The organism is Paenibacillus haidiansis, from assembly GCF_036553665.1.
GTDB classification, from domain to species: domain Bacteria; phylum Bacillota; class Bacilli; order Paenibacillales; family Paenibacillaceae; genus Fontibacillus; species Fontibacillus haidiansis.
On sequence record NZ_JAZHPZ010000009.1, the window covers coordinates 128,373 to 152,322 of the forward strand.

Consider the following 23,950-nt stretch of genomic DNA (forward strand, 5'->3'; position numbering starts at 1 on the left):
CTCTCATCGTCCATTTGAAGTAGATGACCCATTTATTAACAAAACAAAAAAAGCCCGGGTATCCCCCGAGCGGTATGTTTCATTACCAATAATTTTATTTAAAATCGAACGTTTCAGCTTTCCCCGCCCAGCGGCATCTTGGCATACTCGCCCATTGCGAGGGAAACGGCCTCCGTCCGCTTATGGACGCCCAGCTTACCGAGCACATTACGGATGTGCGTGCGGACCGTGTTATAGGTAATGCTCATTCCAGCGGCGATTTCCTCCGTGGAATAGCCTTGGCACATATACCGCAGCACCCGCACTTCGCTGGGGGTAAGCCCAAACGACGGCCTAACGCCCTGGATTCGTTCAAGAACGACATGGATCACCCGGCCGGCCGATTCCGATCCCCGGTTAATAAATACGGTCTTTGCCACGGGAATCTTCCGGTTCTGTACATTCAGGTACACGTTGCGCCTCCCGAGATAACTGCCTATGTTCTTCGCCGCCCGGTGGATCGGGCATTCCCGGTCGCATACGCAATTCCCCCCGGCATCGCAAAACAGGGAGAGCTCCCTGCAGGGTACCCCGAGCGTTCGCCCGGCTCCGATTCCGGTCAATTGCTCCATTCCGGCGTTCCAGGCAACAATGAACCCGTCCGCATCGATTTCAAAAGCGGAATTGGGCAGTTTTTTGATCCAAACCTCAGAGTCTTTCGGGCTTTCCAGTTGACCGACAGAGTTCATAAATTTCCCTCCTCGAATGGATCAAACTCGCTTACCGATATTATCGTATTGCCTCTCGTCCAATGTATCTTTTTTCCCATAATAACAAACTTTTACTATATAAGTAAGGGGTGGAATGTGGGGTATTTTGTCGGAAATTCATAGAATCCGTCAAAATAAAAAACCTCTTGCTTCTCCTTATAAGGGGAGCAAGAGGTTTTGAGCGCGGAGAATCCCGCTTAAATCGCCGGCATCACATTGCCGCCGTTAACCGGGATGTAGGCCCCGGTAATAAATGATGCCAAATCCGAGGCTAGAAAGGCGACCGCATTGGCGATATCCTGATCCGTCCCTCTGCGCTTCAGCGGCACCTGTTCGACATAGGAGGCGTCGTTCAGATCCTCCATGCCGCGATCCTTTTCGCTGATCGTCCAGCCGGGAGCCACCTGATTCACGGTGATTTGATGCGCCCCGACCTCTTTGGCCAGCACGCGGTAAACGCCGTCCATTCCGCGTTTTCCGGCCGTGTAGGCGGATTGGTGCGGGAAATTTTGCATGGCGCATTCGGTGTTGATGCCGATCATCCGGCCCCAGCCCCGTTCCGTCATCGCCGGAATAAAGGCTTTGGCCAAAAAGACATTCTGCAGGACGCAGGATTCGAACTGGCTGACATAATCCTCCGGCGCCTGCTCCAGGACGGAAGTCCACTCGTATTGTACGACCGCGTTCGCCACGACGATATCGGGGTCTCCGAGCTCCGCTTTGATCCGCTCCTTCATGCTACGGATGTCGGCCTCTTTGGTAATGTCACCCTGCACGATCATCGCCCGGCCGCCCGCTTCCGTGATCTCCTGAAGCAATTCGCGCGCTTTGGATTCGTTGCTCACATAATGGATGGCGACCTGCGCTCCGCACCGGGCGAGCGTCCGCGTCATCACCCGGCCGAGCTGGCCGGTGGCCCCCGTAACCAGCGCAATTTTTCCCGTCAAATCGATATTTAACATGTTGTAATCTCCTCTCGGTTCATGATCCTATGTAAAAGTGTTTATATGGAAGAGCGGTGAATGAGCTTGTACGGCATTTCCACTTTCTCTCTGGATTTGTTCATCGCCAGGTCGAAGGCTTGTTCGCCTACCTTCACCAGTTGATGATCGACCGTCGACAACTCCAGCGAGACGCCGATCGGCTGATTTTCCTGACCGATAATCGCCAGATCGCCCGGGATGCTCAGTCCTGACGCCCTCGCATACTTGTAAATCCCTCCGGCCACCTCGTCACCGTTCGCATATATCGCGGTGGGCCGCGGATTCAGACCCAGCAGCCGCTCGCCCGCCCGATACCCGTCCTCGAAGCTGAAACAGCCCAGCTCATGGTACTCCGGGTTCGGCTTTCCGAACACTTGCTCATAGGCGGCCATCGTTTGCCGCGTGCTGTTGCTTTCGCTTCCCCTCGCCGAGGTAAAAGCAACACGCCGATGCCCCTTCTCTTTTAATAATTGAAATACTTCCAGGTAAGAAGCGTACCGGTCCAAGTAAGAGCAGCCGATCTCCGGATGCTCGGTATATTCGCAGGAAACGATCGATCCGAAGGCGGCGAACGGGATGATCGCTTCCCAGGGATTGGCCCGCGAAGTGATGATCATCGCGTCGAGCAATTTGTTTTTCAGCATGGACAAATATTCGATTTCCTTATCCGGATTGTATTTGCTCGGCAGTACGATGATGGAATAATCCTTCTCCGTGGACCGGTTCAGGATTCCGTGCAGCATCTGGTCAAAGGCCTGATTGTTCGTATAAGGAATGATCGCCCCGATGATTTTCGTCTCTCCGCGGATTAAATCGACGGCGCTTCGGTTGGGCGTGTAGTTCATTTCATCGATCACTTTTTGGACCGCCGCTCTTTTTGCTTCCGAAACGTATTTATGGCGATTCAGCACCCGGGATACGGTCGATACCGACACCCCGGCCATCCTCGCGATGTCCTGAATGTTTGCCATACAGCCAGTTCTCCCCAACATTTATGCGTTGCTATAAAAATAGTATACCTTATTCCGCTTGCGGAATGACCATTTACGGTCATTCCTTTGAAATCCGCCCCAGCTCCCGTTCCAAGGCCGCAGCGCCGAAGCGGAAAAATCCGCCGTTCGCCGTACCGACATACAGCTCGTCTCCGGACAGGTTCAGCGTCCCGCCGCGGGTTTCCTGTTCGCGGAGCTCGGCATATCCCGTTCTGACATCCCTCAACCGTCCCAGGACAGCCCCCGACCGCTTGTCGAGCGCCAGAAGATCCGACCCGAACGGGTACAGCACGGTTTGATCCAGCACCGCGAAGCTGCCCGCCGCGAAGCGCGACAAGTCGGTCCCCGGCGCCGCGTTGTTGGACATCCGCCACAATACGTTGCCTGAGCCGATCTCGACCGCTGTCGGGATGCCGTCGACGACAAGATATAGCGTTCCGTCCGCAAGCGTTCCTTTGGCGCCTTTTCCCGGGATGCTGAACTTGGTCCGCCCTTCCGCCACATCGTACAGCCGCGTCTCGAACCGCTCCGCGCCGTAATAGTCCGCTTTGTCCAGCGGATGCTCGACCAGCAAATACCGTTCGTTTAACACCTCGAACCGCTCGCCCGGTACATAAGGATATTCCCCATGGATATTGCCCGTTTTTAAATCCAACAGTTTCCAAGTACTCCCAAGCAGAATCCAACGCCGATCGGCATCGGGACCCGCAAAGGGATCGATCCTGGCCCCGCCGGCAAAATAAGGCTCAAAGGAATAATCCGGCTTCTGCTCGCCTTCGGCCTGAAGCTGCCACGCCTGTTTGCCCGTAGCGGGCTCATACGCCGTAAGCCGGCCTTTTTCCCGGACAAGCACAAAGGGATCATTCGCTCCCTTATTCAGGATTTGCGCGCTATTGCCGACAGTTTTGTGCCATCTTTCTCTTCCCGTATTGCCGTCGAGCACGCTTATTACCGCCGTTTCCGCCTTGCCGGCTTCCGCCGTATTCTTCGAAGCCAGCAAAACGACGGAATTGTCGGCCGCCCACATGCCCATCTGGCTATCGTCCCCGTAGTTCCGCTCCCACATCGTCTCCCCGTCCGACAGCCGGATCCGGCGTACCCGATTTTCGTATTTCCCTTTCTCGGGACTGTAGGAGGTAAAGACGACGGCGTATTCTCCCGACTGTTCCAAGGCCGCGCTCATCCCTCCGAATCCGGCGTCCAGCCGCCACCACGTCTCCCCGTCCCTTCTGCCGACGGCATACAGCGAAGAATTGTAATGCATGCCGCTGAAGCCGCCGTCGTCGCCCATCAGCAATAGAACATCGCTTCCTGCGCCGAGCAGATAAGTAAAGCCCAACGTCCCCCCGTTCTTCCATTCGGGAGCGATGTCGAGCGTCCGCGGCAGCGGAGTGACGGCATAATTATTAGTAAACATATAACTATCTCCGGAATAAACATGGTGGGGCTCGCCGCTTGCGGGTATGGTCCACTCCGTACGCGCCAGTTCGCCGGAAGGCAGGAAGGAGACTCTAAATTGGGCATCCCGGCGTTCATATCTCCAGGCCGGCCCTAGAATCATAGTCTGGCCCGCTTCCATCTGCAAATCCTCCGAGGTCTCCTTGAATGCCGGGGGGCCGAGCAGTTTTTCTACAGTATCGGCGTGATCTCCTTGTTTTAAGGTCAAGTCGACGATTCCCCGCACCGTTTCCAGCGGCATATCGGAGCCCTGGGCCAGCAACGGGGTCGGAACCTCTTCCGTTCTTTCAATATCTTTCTTGTTTACCCAGAGCAAAATCGGCCGGTAAGCCTGATATCCGTTATGCCAAGCCGCCGGAGTCGCCATCACTCCGTACCATTCGTTCCATTTGGCCATGGCCACCAGACGGCTTTCAGTGAAGTATCCGGCTTTGTCCCATCGGACCGAACTGGATGGTGCGAGCGACAGCTTGGCTCCGGAACGCAAGGTCACATATTGCGGCGGGATATCGGTCATCTGTTCGGACGCTTCGGAAAAGTACCACAGCGGGACCCAGATCGTCCCCTTATCGTAAGTAGGGGCGGAGATCATTTCACCCGCCACGGATTGTACCGTCATCCGCTCCCCGGCCTGCCCGAAATACGCCGAGTTCAAGCGGCGCGGATCGCTCTTGGCGTTGACCCTGCCCGGAAAAAGCGGCGCCTCATGGCGCAGGGTCAACGTATCCCCCTGCTTGGGCAGCGTGGGGAATAATCCGGATGTGGACAAACCGCCCAGGGATAAAGCCGCTGAAGATCCAGATAAAATGGACGAATGCACGAACTGAGGGGCGGTTCCCGTCGTTGCTATGGGAGCTGCCTTATCCGCTTGGACCGTGGGCGGTGCCGGCAAGACGGCTCCCGCTGCCGTCACGCCCGCCAGAATCAAGCGGGCGAGGAACAAAATTTTCCGTCCCCGGGGTTTTGGAGCTCCGGATGTTGTATTATAGGCAAATGCCGGCTTTGTCCGGCGTTTATCTTCAACGATCATGACCGAAAATCCCCCTTTTATGCAAGTAGGCTCTACTTATTAAACGCCGATAATTCCAGAAAGTTCTAAGTGTTGGGGGAAATCTTGCCAACCCGAGTTATAATCGCTTAAATTCCCTTGGAGCTGCAAATTTGGCGGGTGCTTGTCTTAGCCCTGCCTTCCAATAAAAAAGAACGGCCTTCCCGACCTGTAAGATCAGGAAAGCCGTTCCTTTTTTTCGCGAGGAGCCCTATAAATTCTACCCGTACACGTAAACGCGGCTGCCGATTCGGGCAACGATCGATCTTAACCTTTGGATATAAGCAAAATCCAGGGTTTGCGCTTCGTTGATCAAATAGGCGGAGGTACCGCTCCCGGGCTTCCGCTTCCCGTTAAGCGAACGAATAATCGCCTCCGCCGGAACGATCCCCATCCCATGGGCGAAATAAACGCCGCCCGGCAACACGATGGCGTTCTCCCCGCGCCATTCCGGCGTCCTTGGATCAAAATCAGGATTATTGAAATAGACCACATCGCCCAAGCCCGTCTGATTCAGGCCGATCGTTACAATCCGCAGATCGCTGTCGTATTTCCAATCGTAGAGAACCAGCCCGGCAAAATAGTTGTTGAACGACGGCTCGCCGATCGCCTCAAGCACGCCCTTGTACAGCACGATGACCATGGCTGTAGCGCACTCGAATGCGTACTGCCAGCCGTTCCGGAAAATGTCACGAATCCCCTCCGCGGGAGTGACACCGCTCCGCAGCCGGAATCCTCCGTTATTTTCGCGGATCCAATACCGTCCATTGCAGCGGGAATTCCGAAATGTGGCGAAGCTGGCTCCGCTGGCATCGAGCGCCCTGGCCGCGGCCACAATCTCTCCCCTCACCCTTGCTTCAAACTCCGCATCGCCCGGCGAAGAAATAGCCATGTTGTCCACCTCCGGTTCACGGGAGGCGCTCGGCCTCCGGCTTTATCCTAGTTTGGGTTATTGTACGCGGAAGGGTTAGGGGATGTGCCGAATTGCAAACATTAATTGGATTTCCTTTAGGTTGTGACGGCAAACTGGCTGTTGTACAGCCCGGCATAATGTCCGCCGCGGGCCAGCAGTTCTTCATGGCTGCCGCTTTCGACCACATCGCCGTCCTTCATGAACAAAATGAGATCGGCCTCGCGGATCGTCGATAACCGGTGGGCGATCACGAAGCTCGTTCTGCCTTCCATCATTTTCAGGAATGCTTGTTGAATACGGATTTCGGTCAGGGTATCGATGCTGCTGGTCGCCTCGTCCAGGATCAGCATCGGCGGATCCACCAGCATGACGCGCGCGATCGTCAGAAGCTGCTTCTGGCCTTGGGACAGGCTGCCCTCGCCCCCGTCGATAACCGTGTCATAGCCCTGCGGCAGCCGCATGATAAAACCGTGGGCATTCGCCGCCTTGGCCGCGGCCATAACTTCCTCCAGGCTGGCGTCCGGCTTCCCGTACGCGATATTTTCCCGCACCGTGCCGCCAAACAGCCAGGTGTCCTGCAGCACCATGCCGAAGGCGCGGCGCAAACCGTCGCGGGACAGGCGGTTAATATTCACGCCGTCGACGGCAATCTCCCCGGCATCCGCATCATAGAAACGCATTAGCAGGTTGACGAGCGTCGTTTTGCCGGCACCCGTCTTGCCGACGATGGCAACCCGCGTCCCCGGGGTTACCGTCAGGTTCAAAGCCTTGATCAGCGGCCGCTCCTGCTCATAGGCGAACCTCACATCTCGGAACTCGATCAGGCCCTGCGCTTGCGGCAAATCTACAGCATCCGGACGGTCCGGCGTTTCCGCCGGCTCATCCAGCACCCGGAAGATCCGCTGGGCGGAGGCGGTCGCCGACTGAAGCTGGGTAATGACTCCGGTGATTTCATTGAACGGCTTCGCGAACAGATTGGCATAAATGAGAAAGCTCGACAGGTCCCCGACCGTAATTCTCGACAAGATGACCATAACGCTGCCGATCATGGCGATGATCGAGAAGGTGACATTATTGACCAGCCGGGTCGCCGGATTGGATAACGAGCTGTAAAATTGCGATTTCACGCCGGTTTGATACAATTGTTCGTTTTGCGCCGAAAATTCGGCAAAGGAATGTTCCTCATACCGGAAAGCTTGAACCACCTTCTGTCCGCCGACCATCTCCTCCACGTATCCGTTAAGCGATCCGAGAATCCGGGCCTGGTCGCGGAACAATTGCTGCGACTTGACCGTGACGAAGCGGGCCACAAAATAAGATGCCGGAGCGGACAGCAGCACGACGAGTGTCATAAGCGGGCTGGTATACAGCATAAGTCCGACCGCCCCCGCAATGGTGAAGACGCCGGTCAACAGGGTGGAAAAGCCCTGCAGCAGTCCGTCCGAAACCGCATCGATATCATTGACGAAGCGGCTGATGCTGTCACCCTGCGGGTGATTATCATGATATTTGAGCGGCAATACATTCAAATGGTCAAACATTTCGCCGCGCAGCTCATTTACAGTCTGGTAGGCAAGACGGTTGGTCAAGTAGGTCAGCAACCACCCGAACAAGCTTCCTACCGCGTAAACAAATCCAAGGAGGACGAGCAGCCTGAACACTTCGTCAAAACGGACGGCTCCTTTCCCGATCATCTCATCAATGGTCCGCCCGATCAGAAACGGGCCGATCAGACTGGAAGCCACGCTGATCAGGGCGCTGATCACCGCCAAGATGCCGTAGATTTTATATTTCCCGGCATATTTCAGCAGTCTTTGCCAGGTTTGTTTTGTATTCATCGGGTCGCCTCCTCTTCCGAGAGCTGGGAGTTACAGATTTCTTGATAAGCCTCGCAGCTGTGGATTAGCTCGTCGTGCGTGCCGATCCCGGCGATTCTGCCGTCTTCAAGCACGATGATTTTGTCCGCCTGACGGATCGTGTTTACCCGCTGCGAGACGAGCAGTACCGTCATACCCCCGCTGCTCTCTCTGATTGATCTCCGCAGCGCCGCGTCCGTGGCGAAATCCAGCGCGCTGGAAGCATCGTCGAGAATCAGAATCTCCGGATTCGCGGCGACGGCGCGGGCGATGGTCAGCCTTTGCTTTTGACCGCCGGACAAATTCAACCCGCCTCTCGCGACATGCGTCCCATAGCCTTCGGGAAGCTTGGAGATAAACTCATCGGCCTGGGCAATCGCGGCCGCCCGCATCACCTGCTCATCCGAGGCCCGTTCGTTGCCCCAGCGGATGTTATCCGCGATCGTGTCGGTAAAGAGCAGGGCCTTTTGGGGAACGACGCCGATCTTGCCGCGAAGTTCGTGTAAGTCGTAGTCTTTTACATCGGCTCCATTCACCAGAACCCTTCCGGACCCGGCATCATAAAACCGCGGAATCAGGTTGATCAGCGTCGACTTCCCCGAGCCCGTCGCTCCGATGATGCCGACCGTCTCGCCCCGGTCGATGGTTACGGAAATATCCCTCAGGGCCGGATCGCCCGTTGCGCTGTAGCCGAAGGTTACGCGGTCGAAAACGATTGCCGGAGAATCCGGCTTCGAACCTTTAGTCTCCGGTAGCTTCCCGGGCTCCGCCTGGCCGGAAGCCGAGGACGGCCCCGTTACGGAAGCGGTCGTATCCAGCACCTCGTTGATCCGCGCCGCGGAGGAAGCCGCTTTGGTAAAGAGGATGATCAGATTCGATACGACGACGAGCGCGAGCAAAATTTGGGTGACATAGTTGATAAAGGCGATGATTTCGCCCGAAGACAGCGTCCCTTCGTTGATATGGATACCGCCGACCCACAATATGGCGATAATCGCGGCATTGACCACAAGCGTAGTCGCCGGGCTCAGCAGGGCGGAGACCCGTCCCACTCGAATCGCGGTCGCCGTAATATCGTCGGACGCCGCCCGGAACCGTTCCTTCTCCGCCCGCCGTTTGGCGAATGCGCGGATGACACGGACGCCGGTCAGATTTTCGCTGAGCACTTGGGCGAGTCTGTCTAACTTTTTCTGGTACATGCGGTAAAGCGGAGCCGACTTTGTAATGATGAAGTACAAAAAGACGGCAAAGACGGGAGTAGCCGCGAGCAGCACGAGCGACAGCCGAAAATCAAGCAGCATCGACATGAGGATCGCCCCGATGCAGATGAACGGCGCACGAATCACGAGCCGGATCAGCATCGCCACGGCGACCTGCATCTGGTTCACGTCATTGGTGATCCGGTTGATCAGGGTCGCCGTCCCGAAACGGTCAAGCTCCGCATAGGAAAAAGCGGACACTCGTTTAAACAGCACGTTGCGCAGCGTCGTGCCGAAGCCTTGCGACGCGCGGGCCGCGTAATATTGGCAGATCAGCGAGCTGCCGAAGCCGAGCAGCGACATGATGACCATTAAGCCGCCCATTTTCAGCACATAGTAAGTGTCCCCATTGCCGATCCCGTGATTTACGATCAGCGCCACGACGGTCGGCAGGAGCAGTTCCAGAATGGCTTCCAGCAGCTTGAAGACGGGGCCCAAAATAGTCTCTTTTTTGTAAGGTTTTAAAAATACGGCGAGTCTGAACAAAGCGTTTGTCTCCTATCATCTGTTATGTAGATTGACTTCTTGCAATTACCGTATATGATTATGGCATACCCCTTCCCATATTAATAATATTGGTTTTATATCTGTTCCATATATAAAAAATATACCTATCATCAGAGGTGCCACATGGATATAAGACAATTACGATATTTTCTGACCATAGCCGAAGAAGGACAGATTACTTCGGCCGCCAAAAAACTGCAAATGGCCCAGCCCCCGCTCAGTCAGCAACTGAAGCTGCTTGAGGAGGAGCTTGGCATTAAACTGGTGGAGCGCGGCCCGCGCAGCATCCGGCTAACGGACGCCGGCGAAATTTTGCGGCGCAGGGCGCAGCAAATCGTAGAGCTGGCGGATTCCACCACGCGGGAGATCGGCGATTTCGCCAAAGGCTTAAACGGTACGCTTCAGATCGGCACCGTCTCTTCCTCGGGAGCGAGTCTGCTCACCGATCGTTTTGCCGAATTTCATAAAACCTACTCCGGCGTCAAATTCGAAATTCACGAGGGCAACACCTTCCGGATCATCGAGCTGCTCCAAAGCGGGATCATCGAGGTCGGCATCGTGAGAACGCCTTTCCATACGACCGGGCTCGAGGCCAAATATGCCGAACCCGAGCCGATGATCGCGGTTATGCATCCCCACTTCGATTGGGACCGGGAGCAAAGCGGCATATCCATCCGGGATCTGCGCGCCCGCCCGCTCATCATATACCGCCGATTCGAGCAGTTGATTCGCGATGCGTGCCTGAAGTCGGGATTTGAGCCGGAGGTTTTTTGCAAAAATGACGACGCCCGGACCACTCTGCTCTGGGCCAATGCCGGTTTGGGCATCGGGATCATCCCCAAATCGGCGCTGAAGCTGGCCAGCCATAACCAATTGATCTATAAAGAAATCCGGGCGGAAGCGCTGCAAACCCGAATCGCCGTCATATGGGCGAAAGGCCGGTATTTGTCCTCGCTAGCCAAGAAATTTATCGAAAGTTTCGGCGAGGAACAAGCGTAAAGCCGGAGTTTGCCCCGAGCAAGTAAAAAGGCAATCCCTACCCAGCCGATTGGCCCGTAGGGATTGCCTTTAATTAATAAATGATTTTATTATTCCTTACCATCTAACATTGCCGGAGCTGCTTACAGTAAACGACCCCAGCTTATCGGAATCTTGATTTCTTACGGTACCGGAAATGTCGGCATCTTCGAATTCATCAAGGATATCGTCTACGATTTCTTGCAGGAATTCTTTTTGATCGTCGGAATCATAATCATCCCAAACATCCTCATCGACTTCGATTTTTACGGTGATATCATCCTCATCGCCGGATAAGGAGATTTCAGCATCGAGGTTCTTGTAGTAATTGTAGTAATCATCGTTCAAATCTTCTTCCAAATCATCCAAGTCATCTCCACTGCTTTTCTTATCAACTGCTTTTTGCAGCGTAGTGATTTGCGCCTCCAGCGAAGTAATCTTGGCATCCTTGGTTTTGATATCGGAATTGGCGGTGTTCAAATCGGAGGTAAGGGTATTGACCTTCTTCTCCAATTCTTTCACTTCATTTTTCAAGTTCGTGATCGTTTGCTGGTCTGCCGGCGTAGTTACGTCGGTAATGATAATTTGTTTTGTCGAGGCATCCCAGAACAGCGATTTACCGAGTGCTTCCCCGGCCATCCGGATCGGCACGTAGGTGGAGCCATCTACAACGAAAGGTTCTTGACCCGAGCTTGAAGTAATCGTTTGTCCGTTGTAAACCAATTTGATGTTGCTGTATACGGCTTTCAATGTTTTAGTCGCATCCGCGGCGAAAGAGCTATTAGCAAAGAACAGCCCGGATACCAGCATTGTAGACAAGCCCACAATAACCGCTTTTTTCTTTTGCAATTTCATGTTCCTGATTCTCCTCTTCCCGATAAAGTTTTCCTGCCTTCTTTCCCATGCGTACAAAAAAAAATGTTACTTAGTTAATCTTACTATTGCAGGTAATTTAAGATTACCATAAATCTCCCTATTCCGCGAATTTCATGATTCGACAAAGAGTGCCAAAAAACTGATAATTGTGGCAAAACTCGTTGAAAACTAAAAAACGGTGTGCTTAACATGAATTTCAAATATATTCCATTGTCTAACCCAATTTTAACCCCCTATTCCATGTCGCAATTTTACCCACTTAATTATATGACGCATTATACATTCAATAAGTTACTCAACTTTTTACATAAAAAATTCAACCAACGAAGTCGATCTCCTTACTTCTAACTTATTACCCGCATATTGATCACTTGCTTCAGGCTACAATTTTTCATTTTAAAAATTATTAGCAAGACCACAATAATTTTTATAAATTATTGTATTAATCATTCATATATAGGGAGAGAAGAAGTTATGAAAATCAAGAAGTCAGTATTTGTATCAAGTCTAGTGGCATGCAGTTTGTTGTTTGGTTCAATAGGAGCATTCGCTGCAGGCGGAGTGGAAAAGATCACGGCATACCTAAACCGCGATATGGTATTCAAGATTGATGGAGTTACCTGGACTCCTAAAAATGCAAACGGTACAAAAGTATACCCTATTGTCTACGATGGTACAACCTATTTGCCAGCAAGAGCCATCTCCGAGGCGGTGGGTGCGGATATTGCATGGAATAGCAGTACACAAACCTTAAGTATTTCTACAAGCGGTTCTTCTACCGGTGGAGCTACAACTCCTAGCGCAAATACTCCGAGTTCAAGCAGTAAAGATTCGGGAACAGAAATTACGAGCACGGTCGTCATTTATCTTCCGGCTTCTTTTACCCCGAGTTCCAAAGGCAATGAACTTAAGTCCGAAGCAATCAAGGCGGTTAAGCTTTACGCGGATGCTTTAAAGACCGGGGATACAAGCAAAATGAATTCTTACATGGAAACAGTTATATTAGATAAAACATATGAATACGATATTTCGCACCATGAATTAAGCAAAGAAAATTATAAAAATAAGGTGGACGGAATGCGGAAAGCAAATGATACAAGTACGATAAATGACTATGCCAATGCCTTGTCTGCCGTGACCTCCAGTGTTCTTGAGTTTGATGTTGAAAATGCATATAAATCGGATTACAGCGCCACTTTGGTATATTCGTTTTATCCGGAAGACTGGGACGCCTTTAGCTCAGTATACGTGTATTTTAATTTCACTAAATTAGACGACGGAAGATATGCACTCACCGGAATCAATGTTGCTTAAAAGAATGAACCGACAAAAAAAGCTCATGTCCGGCTATTAATGCCTGGCATGAGCTTATTTTTTCATGACGTTCGCCTGCAAAATCACTCTCCCTCCTTCTTCTTAATCAACTCCAGAAACTCCAGAATAATATCCGAAACGGCGTCTTCGGTCGGCGAGTGGATATACCTGCTGACCCGCATGATATCTCCTTTGTAGAGCTCGATCAGTTTCATGACAGCTTCGGGATCGTTTTGCTTCGCCTTTTGCAGCAAATTCAGGAACTCATCATCCGGGACAACTCTTGGATCATTTTGCGCTTCCATTTGTTCACCCCTTGCTGAGTCATATTCAATTCCTGGGCGACTTCTCGTTCGGTCTTGTCTTGCAGATAAAGCTTATAAATGATACTTCGCCCCGTGCTTGACGGCAGGGCATCGATCAGCTGACGGATCAACATTTTGTTGTCAGAAGATGAGTCAAAACTGGATACGGCCGGTTCGAATCCGTTGAATGAACATTCCCGTTTATGCACGACTTTTGCTCTGTACTGTACCCTCCAGGCTATCCGGTAAACTTCTTTGCGATATTGCTCGTAAGCGGTAGTTTGTTCTTTCATAATAACCTCCCCCTTCCATACTTCATCTTCTATGTATAGGGAAATGCGGAGGACCGTCTTACAACCATTAATATGTTGCTTAATTTTGATTATAACATTTTTTCTAATTATTGGTTGTTGAGGTGGACAGTTTTTTTCTCTATATAAGTGAAAGGGAATTTTCAAAGAAAGGAGGTCCGTTGGGCATGCAAGTCACGGATATTGTGTCGATGGTCGCAAATGTCGGCTTTCCCGTAACGTTATGCATTATCCTTATCAAGTATGTGCTGCAGACGGTGGGTACCAAGCTGGATCACATGAATGACACGATAAATACGCTGACTCAAGAGATCAGAAGTCTGGAAGACGCAAGCGACGGAGCCGGCGTACAAGAACCCACCGGTACAAGAACTCGATGATCGAAAGCCAGGCCGCGCTTAACACAAATCATTTCCGCATAAAAAGGAAGCAACCCTTCCTGATCCCGACCTGAAGGGTTGCTTCCCGTTTTATCATAGATGAAAATTTGCAAGTTATTCGAATGGATACTTCAATCCCCACTCGCTGCGTACCCGGTCCAACAGCTTTAAAATGCTGAGCGATTCTTCCAACGAAATCGTCGGGCTTTCTTTCAAACCTTCCAGCAGGCATCTGCCGACCTCTTCCGCCTCGAAAGCATAGCCCGCCGCTTTCCGGTCGTCGCTGAATTTCTCTTCCTCCTGCCCCGTTACCCGCAGCACCGCTTCCGTGGCATTCAGGAACGACTGGATGTGAATCATCCCTTTCGTTCCGTGAATGGAGGCGTCATTGGTCAGGTCGAGGCGAACGGCCCCGTGCAGCGAAGCCGCTCTGCCCCGGCCGTAGTCGAGCAGAATGGAGAACTGTTCATCCACACCGGTTTCCCCGATATCCGCCGTGGTCCATACTCTTTCCGGCTCGCTGCCGAAGATCATCGAGGCGAACGACACCGGATAAATCCCCGCATCCAATAGAGCCCCGCCGCCCAACTGCGGGTTCAGCAGTCTCCCTGCGGGATTCCAGTCGGAGCGGAAGCCGAATTCCGCCTTAAGCAGCTTGACTTCCCCGATCCGGCCTTCTTCCAGCCATTTTCTGACCTGGACGATCGGCGGCAGAAACCGGGTCCACATCGCTTCCATCAGAAACAGATTATGCTGCTTGGCTGTAGCAATCAGCTTTTCCAATTCGCCGCTGTTTACAGTAAAAGGCTTCTCGCATAATACCGCTTTTCCCGCGTTCAAGGCGGTCAGTACATTTTCCCGGTGATACGGATGCGGCGTCGCTACATAGATCGCATCGATATCCGGGTCCTTCACCAGTTCTTCGTAACTGCCGTAGGCGCGCGGCAGGCCGAACTTGTCCGCAAATTTGTTGGCGCTTTCAAGGGTCCGCGATCCGGCGGCCAGCCCCACTCCATTAGATACATAGGCTAAATCCTTGGCGAATTGTTCCGCGATCCAGCCCGTCCCCATAATACCCCATTTAATTTGTTTGCCCGTGAATTCTCCCATCGTCTAATTCCCTCCTGACAAAATAGTCCCAACATACTTTCAATTCTACCAATGAAAAAGATCGAACACCAACCCCTTCCATCTTCTTTTAAAAACCGGGCCCTTTATTCGGACCTGCGGAACCATTATACTGGAGATTGTGCTGCTCACGATTATGTGCCTTGGAGGCGAAATAGAGGATGTTGCTGACCTTTGAACAAAAGCTGCAAATTATGGATTCTTATCCCGAACTGACGAGGAAGGATGTCTCGCTCGGCCGGGTGAACTATCAATACGAGCAAAGCGTTCACGACAAAAAGACCGTAGCCTTCCATCTGCACCCTAACGGCAACGGCTATGTATACGCAGGGCTGCTTCAAGAATACGATTTCGATGAAAAAGGGTACGTAAATATAAGGGATTTCTCGGAAGAGGAGCTGCGAAGTCTTCTTGATAAATCCATCCGCTCCTTGTCCGCAGGAGGAAAGAAGCCGGAAATGCAAATGGAACAAGCCTCCATTCCGCACCGGGACTCGCCCGGAGGAATTTGGACCGATGACAACGGCGCGAAGCTGACGCTGAAATACGAAGACGATCTCTGGTACATCTATTCCGGGCTCAATTTGGAAATGGTATTCGAAACTCGGGAGGAAGCCGGGGAATATTTAACGGAGGAAGGCTTTTACCCGGATAAAATATAAGATTCCACTCACACGGTTGCCGCTTGCGGCGCCGTGTTTTTTTACATACAAAAATTTTTATCATAAAAAGTTCAAAAAAATGTTTGATTTTAGACACAAAATGTTCAATAATTAAATCAGACACAGAATGTTCACATTTCTATATTACTGCCTATAAAGGAGTTGACCTCTCATGTGGGAACCGGGAAGCAGTAAGTATAAAAGCTATACCTTCGGCTTAATTATCGCCCTTGGCATCTTCTACGCCGTCTTCTATATCGTGTTCACTCTGTTTGCGATTCATGGTTAAATACCAAAATTCATGTAACCGCTGTCTTATGGCGGAAGATCGATAAGCCCGCGGTTTATCCGCGGGCTTTTTTGCCTTTTCAAAGACAAAGGCGGCCGCCCCGTAAATGCGGGGATCGGCCGCCTTCCTTATCATTGCACGCTGTCAAGCGCCTCCTGCGGCACTTCGATTTCGGCTACTTCGTTGAACTTGGAATACTTGGTGTCCATGACCATATTGAGGGAAATCTTCTGTCCTTCGGCCTCCATGTCCATAACAATATCTACGCTGGACTTGGTCGGCAGATACGTGTCTTTGTTGAATGCGTTCGAAATTTTGATGCTCTCGATATTCATTTGTTCAAGCAGCGCCATCGTCTGCTCGTCTTCTCCGCCGGATTGGCTCAACAACGTCTTCGCCAATTCCTTCAAGCCATCACCGGAAAGTTCGGCCGACAATATATACTCGTCGCCTTCCAAAACTACCGCGGATTCGCCGGCGATCGATTTGAACTGCTCCAACTGAACCTCGGGACTCGCCGATTGCTCCAATTCCTGAATCAGCGCATCGCGGGACTCGCTTGGAATCTCGACCCAGGTCCCGTCAACCTTGGAGAAAATGTTGTCCTTCGTAATATATTGCTCAATATTTTGAGACCCTTGGTCACCCAAGGACATATTCATGACTTGATACATGCCGAGCGGTTCCTTGACGTAATCGACCTGCATCGTGATGTCAACCTTTTGCTCCTGCTGCGCATCGCCTTGAGCGATGGCAATGTTTTGGCTGATGTTGGCTTCCATAGAGAAGCTCTTCAACTGTTCGCTGGCGTCCATCGCTTTTGTAAGCAGCTCGTCGGCCGTAGGTACCGCCGTTTCATCCCCCGCCGTATTGGCCGCCGCATTGACGGCCCCCTGGTTTGCCGCTTCATTAGCCGCCGCGCTTCCGTTGTCGGCCGCGTTTTCCTTTCCGCATGCCGTAATGCCTAGTGCCAGAATCATTCCCAGTAGTGCTACTGTCCACTTCTTCAAATTCAAATACTCCCAAATTTTGTATTCCAATTGATATTACCGGATGTTCACAAGGCTGCAACAGTGTGAAAAGTCTTAATTTTTAAATTTTCCCAGTGAAATATTTGGTAAATTCGCCCTATTGCCCTCAAAAAATCGTGCTTCTCCGGTATCTGCGTTATAATGAAAATCACTGACTGCTTATCCCGATATCGGAAAGGAAGAATTCCGTTGAAAAATATACTGGTCACCGGTTACCGCGCACACGAACTCGGCATATACAACAATAAGCACCAAGGAATTCCTTATATCCGCCGGGCTATCGCTTCCCGCCTCATTCCGCTTGTCGAAGAAGGGCTGGAGTGGGTGATTACCCCCGGGCAATACGGCGTGGATCTGTGGGCGTGCGAGGCGGCTATTATGCTGAAGGACACCTACCCGCACCTGAAATGCTCGATGATTACCGCCTTTAGCCATCCGGAAGAGCAGTGGAATGAAGATAAACAGGAATATTACCGTGAACTCGCCCGCAGCATCGATTTCTACGCCTCGGTCAGCAAAGAGGGCTATCAGGGGCCTTGGCAGTTTACCGCCCGGGATGAGCTCTTGCTCCGCAAAACGGATGGCATCCTGCTCGTCTATGATGAAGAGGCCGGCGAAGCCAGTCCCAAATATTTCAAGCAGCGCGCCCTGAAAAAACAAGCGGAAGAGGGTTACGCCTATATACAGATCGGTCCTGAAGAAATTCAGGCGATCGCGGATGAGGAACGGCTCGGCGAAGATGCGGATATACCGCTAGAATGAATCTACAAAATGCAAACGTTTGATCATCTATTCTATATATAAACTTATAAAAGTGAGGATTCGCCCTCTGTTTTTTCGAAATTGTCAATTTTTTCGTCGACTTTATCCCCGTTTTCGTCCAATGTATGCTAAAATATTTCTCGAAATCGCTTTCACATTGGTATGATCTTTTTCAAAAGACAAACGTTTGCACAAAGGCATCTTCCTGATTCGATTGAAAAGAAACTGCCGATGTATTCTGGAAAAATACAAGGAGGCTTACCGAATGAACGAGAAGAAACTGCCTACTGTAGCTTATTTCAGCATGGAGTATGGACTGCATTCCGATTTTAAAATGTATGCCGGGGGCCTGGGCATCCTGGCCGGAGACTACATCAAGGGGGCCAAAGATATCGGCGCGCCGATCGTCGCTATCGGGATCAAATGGAAGCAGGGCTACACGGATCAGCGGATCGACGAAAACGGCAAACCGTATGACACGTACCACAACTATGTCTACGATTTTCTGGAAGATACCGGGATCAAGGTGACCGTGAAAATCCGCAACACCGACGTCGTCTGCAAGGTATGGAAAACGGAACAGTTCGGCAACAACCCGCTTTATCTGCTCGATACCGACATTCCGGAGAACGGCGACGCCTGGGTTACCGGACAATTGTACGGCTGGTTCGGCGAGGAACGGATCGCCCAGGAAATCGTGCTGGGGATCGGCGGCGTCAAGGCGATGCGCGCGCTGCAAATTCCGATCGACGTTTACCATTTCAACGAGGGGCATGCCGCACTCGCCGCGACGGAATTGATCCGGGAGAAAATGTGCGCCGGCAAAACCTTCGAGGAAGCCTGGCTGGCTACCCGCGAGGAAGTCGTCTTCACGACGCATACGCCGATCAAGGAAGGCAATGAAACCCACCCGCTCGACCGGCTGGAATATATGACCGCATTCAACGGGCTGACCCGCGATCAAATGGAACGCATCGGCGGCAATCCGTTCAACATGACGATCGCCGGGCTGCGCCTGTCCCGCATTTCCAACGGCGTCGCCGCGCTGCACGCCGACACTTCCAACAAGATGTGGAAAGAAGTATCCGGGCGCTCCGAAATCATCGGAATTACGAACGCCATTCATACGCCGACCTGGGTGGACGAACGGATCACCGAAGCTTACGAGAAAGGCGGGGACCTGTGGGCGGCTCATACGGAAATTAAACGCGAGCTGACAGCGTTTGTTAAAGAGCGTTCCGGCGTTTCCCTGAACGCCGATAACCTGCTGATCGGCTTCTCGCGCAGAGCGGCGCCGTACAAACGCAGCGACCTGATCTTCTCCCAGCCGGAGATTATCGAGCCTTATCTGGAATCCGGCAAAATCCAGATCGTCTTCTCCGGCAAAGCGCATCCGCTGGATGATACGGGCAAGAAGATCGTCAGCAACCTCGTGGCGATGATGAAGAAGTATCCGAAGAGCGTCGTCTTCCTCGAAAACTACGACATGACGATCGGCGCGATGCTGACCCGCGGCTCGGACGTCTGGCTGAACAACCCGCGCCGTCCGCTGGAAGCGAGCGGAACCTCCGGCATGAAAGCGGCGATGAACGGCGTGTTGAACTGCTCGATTCTCGACGGCTGGTGGCCGGAGGCTTGCATCGACGGCGAGAACGGCTGGCAGATCGGCGACGGCTTCGAGACGACCGACTTCGCGGTGCTGGACCGTCATGACAGCGACGCCTTGTACGACACGCTGCTGAACCGCGTCCTGCCGACCTACTATGACAACCGCGCCAAATGGGTGCAAATGATGAAGAAGAGCATCGAAACGACCCGCGAAACCTTTGCCACCAAGCGGATGCTCGAAGAGTATTACAGCAAAATGTATATCAAGGCATAACTTGAACTGACGCCTGGCACCTCGTAAAACCAAGGGGGCTGTCTCATCGGTCGGTATTTGACCGGTGGGACAGTCCTGTTTTGTTTGCAACGATAATATGGTGAAGAAAACCTGCAAAAGTGCATGCTTTTGAGCACATTTCCCCTTCCCTAGAGGAAATTCCTGCAAATATGCAGGTTTTCCCCTCGCTCCCCTTGTTTAGACGAAAATGGCCGGAAAATTCCTGCACGATCGCAGGAATTTCTTTATCGGCCCCTTGCCAGTCCGCAAAAACTGTATTTTTGCAGGAATGGTCAATTTGCAAGCCCGCCAAACGCTCTTTCCCGGTTCACAAAAAAGGTTTATTCGCCGATATAATTACAATGGATTGGTTTCAAACAAGCACATATACCAGCTAAAAGGAGTATATAACCGACATGAAGAAAAAGACCCGCATCCTCGCATTCCTGGCCGTGATCTGCCTCATCCCCTCGGGCCTGAGCTCGGCAATCGTCCCGGCCGCCGCGTACACCGCCTCCCCCGCTACCGTCGCGACGGGTGCATCCGCTGCAGCCGCCACAGCCGCCACGGCCCCTAAAAACGTGGTACTGCTCGACTCCAAAGGCGGCAGATCCTTCGTGCCGATCTCGTTTCTGAAAGGCTTTGGCGATGCCATGGTCGGGTGGAGCGCCGCCGATCAAAGAATCGATATCACGGACGGGGACAAGCAGCTTACCCTGTACATCGGTAAAACGGCGGCCCAGCTCAACGGAGCGCCGATAACGATGTCCGAGGCCCCGTTCAGCGAGAACGGAGCGACTTATGTTCCGCTGCAATTTGTGAAGGAGGCGCTCGGGTACTCGCTGGAGTGGGGCAAAAATCCAACCGTGCTCCACATCGGCAGCGGCAACGCCAAAGCTACGCTGCCGGCCATCGAGCGCGGATCGTTCCCGAGCGGCAGCAACCCGGTCGTCAGCGCGCGCAAAACGTTCAAGGTCGGCAGCAAATCGTTCTCCGTGCAAATGGTCACGGTATCGCTTATGCATCCGAAAATCCGGCTGAGTACGGTGCTGGCGGGCAACGAGGTCGGCAAAGTAGAGGACTTGAGCAGTATGGCGAAGCGCAGCAACGCCCTTGTCGCCATTAACGGCACCTTCTTTGACGCGTACACGAAAGACAGCTTCAAGGCGCCTTACGGCTATATCGTAAGCGGCGGAGAACTAAAGCGGAAAGCATCCGGCGACAAACGTACCATTTTTACGTACGACAAAAATATGCTGGCCTCCTTGATTCCGGGCGACGATTTCAACAAGCATTTCGAGGAGGGCACCATCGAAGGCGCGATCCAGGCCGGTCCGCGGCTGCTTGTCGACGGAAAGGTCGCGCTTGATGTCGCGGCGGAGGGCTTCAAGGACCCGAAAATCCTGACCGGCGGCGGCGCCAGAAGCGCCCTCGGGCTCACGCGCGATCACAAGCTGATCCTGTTGACGAGCGGCGGCGCGACGATCCCGCAGCTGGCCGAAATCATGAAGCAGGCCGGTGCTTACCAGGCGATGAACCTGGACGGCGGAGCTTCCAGCGGGCTTTACTATAACGGCAAGTATTTGACGACGCCCGGGCGGAAGATCAGCAACGCGCTCGTCGTTACCTATCGATAACCGGCCGTTAGCGGCCATAGAAAAAAGGGATGCCTCGGCGGGCCTCACGCCCCCGGACATCCCTTTTTCATCTTCTAAAACCGGTCCGCCGGAAACTCCAGCCCGATTTGGCGCCGCGCTTCTTCCATAATTTCCGCGACCGCCAGCGAAACAGCGAGCGAATTGACGCTGCTGTCGCGTTTGCCGGATTGCACGAGCTCAATGAACTCCCGCGCTTCATAGAACATCGACTCCTGCATCTGCGGCTGACGGAGGTCCTCGACGGTGCCGTCGCGGTACAGGATTTTTACATCGTACGGCTGATTGACCTTATCGATCACCAGCGTCCCGTTCTCGCCCTGAATTTCCGCCGGCGCGTAAGAATCGGCGATTTTCGAATACATCACCACGGCATCCATATCGCTATACCGCATCAGGATGCTGCCCTCCCCGTCCACGCCCGAAGACAGCATAATGCTCGTCGCCTGGATCGATTCCGGTTTGCCGAACAGCATCACAAGCGGGTAAATGCAATAAATGCCAAGGTCCATTAGCGCGCCGTTGGAAAACACCGGGTTGAACGCGTTAAGCACCGTCCCCTGTTTGAAGGCGTCATAGCGCGAGGAGTACTGGCAATAGCTGGCAAAATAACGGCGCACCCGGCCGATTTTGTACAAGTTGTTGATGATGACCCGGAAATTCGGCATCATCGTCGATTTCATCGCTTCCATCAGCAGCACGTCATTGCCCTTCGCCGCCTGAATCATCCGCCGGGTCTCGGCCGCATTGGAGGCGAGCGGCTTTTCACACAGCACATGTTTGCCGTGGTTCATGCACAGGACCGCCTGCTCGGCGTGAAACGAATTCGGACTTGCGATATATACGGCGTCGATTTCGGCCTCCGACACCATTTTTTCCAGATCGGTATATACTGCGGAATTGGGATTATATTTCGCGGCAAACGCCCGGCCCTTCTCTTCCGTTCGCGAATATACGGCCGCCAAGGAGAATTGTTCCGTTTCCTCCGCCGCCTGAATAAAGCGTTCCGTGATCCAGTTCGTTCCGATAACTCCGAATCGAAGCATAGAATATCCCCCTTTTTCTAAAATATTCTCTATAGTATTCTCTCATTAGGTGACACTTCATGTCCACCTGCCGTCAGAAAATTTACGCAAAAACGTTTGTTGCGAGTACGACGGGCGCTTGCGTTTGACTCGGCAACTGCACTACAATAAAAGAAAGAGAAAGTTTATGGAACGGGGTGATCGGATGAAAGGAAATAACGCAGAAACGATGGAGCCAACTGCCAAATACATGATTACGGGAGATTCGATTTCCAAAGGCGTCATTTACGACGAGGCCAAGAATAAATATGTGCTGCTGGAGGACAATTACGTTTCCCTTTTGCAGGACAAACTAAAGGTTGCGGTGCGCAATACGGCCAGATTCGGCAATACTTTGATTAAAGGGATGGCCAATCTGAAGAAGGACGTGCTCAAGGACAAACCGAACTTCGTACTGATCGAATACGGCGGCAACGACTGCGATTTCAACTGGAATGAAATTGCCGACAATCCCGACGGAGAGCATCGTCCCAAGACGGACTTCAATATGTTCGAAAAAATGCTGACCGAAGCGATACAATTCCTGAAGAGCCAGCAAATCACGCCGATTCTTATGAGCCTGCCGCCGCTGAACGCCGACAACTATTTTAAATGGGTCAGCAAAAACAACCCCGATGCCGAGAAAAACATCCTGAAATGGCTCGGCAGCGTGACGAAAATATACTGGTGGCAAGAGCGGTACAATTCCACGATCCTGAAGGTATCGGAACTGACCAAGACGAAATACATCGATGTGCGCGGGGCGTTTCTCGAGCATCCGGATTTCACGAAATTCCTCTGCTCGGACGGAATCCACCCCAATCAGGCCGGCCACAAAATCATCTGCGACAAGGTGCTGGAATTTATCCGGACGCATTATCAGCATTTGCTGCGGGACAATAACGGATTGGTACTGGAATAAAATAACCGCGTTTTCGCTCAAATTGAAAAGGACGCCGTTTCGGCGTCCTTTTTTGATTTATCGTATTCACCAATGGCTTTGCAGATCCCGCCATACTTTTTTGTTGCTGTACCGTTTGTCCGTGCTGATATCCGGGCCGAACCAATCCGGCGGCACAAAGCCGGCGGCCTCTAACTCGGAATCGAATTCGACCTCTAACACGTTCATATCGATTTGGCGGTAGTCGTCAATCTCGATCAGGATATTATTCCAGCGGGCGGTGGTCCGCTTCTTCACCAGGGGAATCGCGCGGCGGATATGAATCATCTGCTCGTACAGCCCGGCGGAGATGGGATACTCGATCTCCTCGCGCGCCACCCCGAACCCCCGTTTGAACGTATGGGTGTAGCCGATCTCGCCCGTGGAGAGATCCTTGATCTTCCTTACCCGCAGTTCCTGATCCCCGTCCAGGGCCAGATACGTCTGATCGATCACCTGCTCCTTGACGACCTGAATCGTGCCATCCTCAATTTGCGCTTTGGGGAATGCCGGAAGCAGAAATTTTCTTTCAATCTCGAGCGGCATAAGTTTATTCTCCTTACTGATGG

Annotated in this window: 23 protein-coding genes; 8 read left to right on the top strand and 15 right to left on the bottom strand. The window is 52.5% G+C overall.

Annotated elements, in window-relative coordinates; translation table 11 throughout:
* Positions 1–113: 113 nt before the first annotated feature.
* The 7 genes from V3851_RS17710 to V3851_RS17740 form a co-directional block, all read right to left on the bottom strand.
* Positions 114–728: a LuxR C-terminal-related transcriptional regulator gene (locus V3851_RS17710; protein ID WP_331847885.1), complete on the bottom strand. Its 615-nt coding sequence runs from the start codon at positions 726–728 to the stop codon at positions 114–116.
* 218 nt (positions 729–946) lie between these two features.
* The gene (locus V3851_RS17715) at positions 947–1,711 is read right to left on the bottom strand and encodes an SDR family NAD(P)-dependent oxidoreductase (protein WP_331847886.1); all 765 of its coding nucleotides are present in this window, start codon (positions 1,709–1,711) and stop codon (positions 947–949) included.
* Between the two features lie 41 nt (positions 1,712–1,752).
* A complete protein-coding gene (locus V3851_RS17720) occupies positions 1,753–2,703 on the bottom strand; it encodes a LacI family DNA-binding transcriptional regulator (protein ID WP_331847887.1) in 951 nt (316 codons plus the stop codon).
* A 79-nt stretch (positions 2,704–2,782) separates the two neighbouring features.
* Entirely contained in the window at positions 2,783–5,212 is a 2,430-nt protein-coding gene (locus V3851_RS17725; protein WP_331847888.1) for an outer membrane protein assembly factor BamB family protein, read from the bottom strand.
* Positions 5,213–5,450: 238 nt separating this feature from the next.
* Positions 5,451–6,122: a protein-glutamine gamma-glutamyltransferase gene (locus V3851_RS17730; protein ID WP_331847889.1), complete on the bottom strand. Its 672-nt coding sequence runs from the start codon at positions 6,120–6,122 to the stop codon at positions 5,451–5,453.
* A gap of 116 nt (positions 6,123–6,238) precedes the next feature.
* The gene (locus tag V3851_RS17735; protein ID WP_331847890.1) at positions 6,239–7,981 is read right to left on the bottom strand and encodes an ABC transporter ATP-binding protein; all 1,743 of its coding nucleotides are present in this window, start codon (positions 7,979–7,981) and stop codon (positions 6,239–6,241) included.
* Positions 7,978–9,744: an ABC transporter ATP-binding protein gene (locus V3851_RS17740; RefSeq protein WP_331847891.1), complete on the bottom strand. Its 1,767-nt coding sequence runs from the start codon at positions 9,742–9,744 to the stop codon at positions 7,978–7,980. Before V3851_RS17740 ends, V3851_RS17735 begins: the two co-directional genes overlap by 4 nt.
* A gap of 144 nt (positions 9,745–9,888) precedes the next feature.
* Here V3851_RS17740 and V3851_RS17745 point away from each other — a divergent pair, with 144 nt between their 5' ends.
* The gene (locus V3851_RS17745; RefSeq protein WP_331847892.1) at positions 9,889–10,764 is read left to right on the top strand and encodes a LysR family transcriptional regulator; all 876 of its coding nucleotides are present in this window, start codon (positions 9,889–9,891) and stop codon (positions 10,762–10,764) included.
* A gap of 96 nt (positions 10,765–10,860) precedes the next feature.
* Here V3851_RS17745 and V3851_RS17750 read toward each other — a convergent pair whose 3' ends face one another.
* Positions 10,861–11,637, bottom strand: coding sequence for a stalk domain-containing protein (locus V3851_RS17750; RefSeq protein ID WP_331847893.1), 777 nt, complete (start codon positions 11,635–11,637; stop codon positions 10,861–10,863).
* A 495-nt stretch (positions 11,638–12,132) separates the two neighbouring features.
* On the opposite strand from V3851_RS17750, the gene V3851_RS17755 reads away from it, so the two are divergent.
* Complete coding sequence (locus V3851_RS17755) at positions 12,133–12,972, top strand: stalk domain-containing protein (protein ID WP_331847894.1); 840 nt, start codon at positions 12,133–12,135, stop codon at positions 12,970–12,972.
* 83 nt (positions 12,973–13,055) lie between these two features.
* On the opposite strand, the gene V3851_RS17760 is transcribed toward V3851_RS17755, so the two are convergent.
* Together V3851_RS17760 and V3851_RS17765 are read right to left on the bottom strand one after the other, a co-directional pair.
* Entirely contained in the window at positions 13,056–13,277 is a 222-nt protein-coding gene (locus V3851_RS17760) for a helix-turn-helix domain-containing protein (protein WP_331847895.1), read from the bottom strand.
* The gene (locus V3851_RS17765) at positions 13,229–13,570 is read right to left on the bottom strand and encodes a sigma-70 RNA polymerase sigma factor region 4 domain-containing protein (protein ID WP_331847896.1); all 342 of its coding nucleotides are present in this window, start codon (positions 13,568–13,570) and stop codon (positions 13,229–13,231) included. Before V3851_RS17765 ends, V3851_RS17760 begins: the two co-directional genes overlap by 49 nt.
* 185 nt (positions 13,571–13,755) lie before the next feature.
* On the opposite strand from V3851_RS17765, the gene V3851_RS17770 reads away from it, so the two are divergent.
* Positions 13,756–13,968 (top strand): hypothetical protein, encoded by a 213-nt coding sequence (locus V3851_RS17770; protein WP_331847897.1) that lies wholly within the window; start codon positions 13,756–13,758, stop codon positions 13,966–13,968.
* A 114-nt stretch (positions 13,969–14,082) separates the two neighbouring features.
* Here the strand turns inward: V3851_RS17770 and V3851_RS17775 are convergent, their stop codons facing one another.
* On the bottom strand, positions 14,083–15,078 hold the full coding sequence (locus tag V3851_RS17775) for a Gfo/Idh/MocA family protein (protein WP_331847898.1): 996 nt from the start codon (positions 15,076–15,078) through the stop codon (positions 14,083–14,085).
* 182 nt (positions 15,079–15,260) lie between these two features.
* Between V3851_RS17775 and V3851_RS17780 the strand changes: the two genes are divergently transcribed.
* Positions 15,261–15,758, top strand: a complete 498-nt coding sequence (locus tag V3851_RS17780; RefSeq protein WP_331847942.1) for a hypothetical protein — start codon at positions 15,261–15,263, stop codon at positions 15,756–15,758.
* Between the two features lie 420 nt (positions 15,759–16,178).
* On the opposite strand, the gene V3851_RS17785 is transcribed toward V3851_RS17780, so the two are convergent.
* Positions 16,179–17,057 carry a DUF6612 family protein gene (locus tag V3851_RS17785; RefSeq protein ID WP_331847899.1) on the bottom strand — a complete coding sequence of 293 codons (879 nt, stop codon included), beginning with the start codon at positions 17,055–17,057 and terminating at the stop codon, positions 16,179–16,181.
* Between the two features lie 210 nt (positions 17,058–17,267).
* On the opposite strand from V3851_RS17785, the gene V3851_RS17790 reads away from it, so the two are divergent.
* Both V3851_RS17790 and glgP read left to right on the top strand, forming a co-directional pair.
* On the top strand, positions 17,268–17,840 hold the full coding sequence (locus V3851_RS17790; protein WP_331847900.1) for an SLOG family protein: 573 nt from the start codon (positions 17,268–17,270) through the stop codon (positions 17,838–17,840).
* A gap of 265 nt (positions 17,841–18,105) precedes the next feature.
* Positions 18,106–19,722 (top strand): alpha-glucan family phosphorylase, encoded by a 1,617-nt coding sequence (gene glgP / locus V3851_RS17795; protein ID WP_331847901.1) that lies wholly within the window; start codon positions 18,106–18,108, stop codon positions 19,720–19,722.
* A gap of 43 nt (positions 19,723–19,765) precedes the next feature.
* On the opposite strand, the gene V3851_RS17800 is transcribed toward glgP, so the two are convergent.
* Positions 19,766–20,035: a hypothetical protein gene (locus tag V3851_RS17800; protein WP_331847902.1), complete on the bottom strand. Its 270-nt coding sequence runs from the start codon at positions 20,033–20,035 to the stop codon at positions 19,766–19,768.
* A 103-nt stretch (positions 20,036–20,138) separates the two neighbouring features.
* Between V3851_RS17800 and V3851_RS17805 the strand changes: the two genes are divergently transcribed.
* Positions 20,139–21,359, top strand: coding sequence for a phosphodiester glycosidase family protein (locus tag V3851_RS17805; protein ID WP_331847903.1), 1,221 nt, complete (start codon positions 20,139–20,141; stop codon positions 21,357–21,359).
* Positions 21,360–21,433: 74 nt separating this feature from the next.
* Here V3851_RS17805 and V3851_RS17810 read toward each other — a convergent pair whose 3' ends face one another.
* Positions 21,434–22,423 carry a Gfo/Idh/MocA family protein gene (locus V3851_RS17810; RefSeq protein ID WP_331847904.1) on the bottom strand — a complete coding sequence of 330 codons (990 nt, stop codon included), beginning with the start codon at positions 22,421–22,423 and terminating at the stop codon, positions 21,434–21,436.
* A 184-nt stretch (positions 22,424–22,607) separates the two neighbouring features.
* Here V3851_RS17810 and V3851_RS17815 point away from each other — a divergent pair, with 184 nt between their 5' ends.
* Positions 22,608–23,363: an SGNH/GDSL hydrolase family protein gene (locus tag V3851_RS17815; protein ID WP_331847905.1), complete on the top strand. Its 756-nt coding sequence runs from the start codon at positions 22,608–22,610 to the stop codon at positions 23,361–23,363.
* A 66-nt stretch (positions 23,364–23,429) separates the two neighbouring features.
* Here the strand turns inward: V3851_RS17815 and V3851_RS17820 are convergent, their stop codons facing one another.
* A complete protein-coding gene (locus V3851_RS17820) occupies positions 23,430–23,927 on the bottom strand; it encodes a CYTH domain-containing protein (RefSeq protein ID WP_331847906.1) in 498 nt (165 codons plus the stop codon).
* Positions 23,928–23,950 lie beyond the last annotated feature (23 nt).